This is a genomic window from Pseudoalteromonas sp. OF5H-5, assembly GCF_021530695.1.
Taxonomy (GTDB): Bacteria; Pseudomonadota; Gammaproteobacteria; order Enterobacterales; family Alteromonadaceae; genus Pseudoalteromonas.
The window spans coordinates 1-1190 of record NZ_JAKGBF010000057.1 but is presented as its reverse complement, the minus strand read 5'-3'; the positions used below and the strand labels follow the sequence as shown (position 1 = coordinate 1190).

Genomic DNA, 1190 nt, shown 5'->3' with positions numbered 1-1190 from the left:
TGTAACTCCCCCAAAAAATGAAACAGTTCATAAGTAGAATTTTCCATTAACTAAAATAGGAAAATTTACGATGAGAAAAAGCAAGTTCACCGAAACCCAAATTGTCAGCATGATCAAAGAATCTGAGTCAGGTATTCCTGTGCCAGAAATCTGTCGCAAACATGGTATCGGCCAAAGTACGTTTTATAAATGGCGCTCAAAGTATGGCGGGATGGAAGCTTCAGACGTTAAGCGACTTAAAGAGCTTGAAGAAGAAAACCGTAAGCTAAAAGATATGTTTGCAACGCTTAGCCTAAAGCACTCGATGCTTGAGGATATCATCGCAAAAAAGCTGTAAAAACAAGTAGGCGCAGAGCTTGGGTAGAGCATTTAAGAGCTCAATTTAACGTCAGCGTCGCATTTGCTTGTGAAGTGGCAGGGCTAAGCCGCTCAGTTTTTTATTACAAACATAAACGGCCGTTAGATGATGAAGTTATCGACGCATTACTTGCGCTGGTAGAGCGCCATCCTAGGTGGGGGTTGCCTAAGCTGTTCAAAAGGCTTCGCAATAAAGGTAAGCCGTGGAATAAAAAGCGTGTTGAACGCGTTTACAACATGCTAAAACTAAACTTGAGACGTAAGGGAAAGCGCCGTGTTCCAACAAGAACACCTGAACCATTAAGTGCACCGACACAACATAATGAATCGTGGTCAATGGACTTTATGAGTGACGCATTAATCTATGGACATCGTTTTAGAACACTGAATGTGCTGGATGATTTCAACCGACAAGCACTGGCGATTGAGGTCGATACAAGCTTAACTTCTGAACGAGTTATTAGAACGCTACAACAAATTATTGCTTGGCGAGGAAAACCAAAGCAGATTAGAGTGGACAATGGCCCAGAATTTACTTCAACGGCACTCGAAGATTGGGCAATGAAAAATGACATCAAGTTGGAATTTATAGAGCCAGGTAGTCCTTACCAAAATGGTTTTGTGGAAAGGTTTAATCGAAGTTACCGTGAAGAAGTGCTAGATTTATACTTGTTTGAGTCACTGCAAGAAGTACGTGAGATCACTGATGAGTGGTTAGATATTTATAATTATGAGCGACCTCATGATTCACTTGGTGATATGACACCGGTTGGTTACCTTGAGGCTGCATAGAATTCTACGAAATAGCTGTACTAAATTGGGTGGAGTTACAA

The 1190-nt window shown here is 41.3% G+C and carries 1 protein-coding gene; it reads left to right on the top strand.

Features of this window, described 5'->3' with window-relative positions:
* Nucleotides 1-70: 70 nt before the first annotated feature.
* Nucleotides 71-1149 (top strand): IS3 family transposase gene (locus L1271_RS24630; protein ID WP_328266266.1). Its coding sequence is split into 2 segments (ribosomal slippage): nt 71-323 and nt 323-1149, totalling 1080 coding nucleotides; the frame shifts between segments, so codons are not numbered across the junction.
* Nucleotides 1150-1190 lie beyond the last annotated feature (41 nt).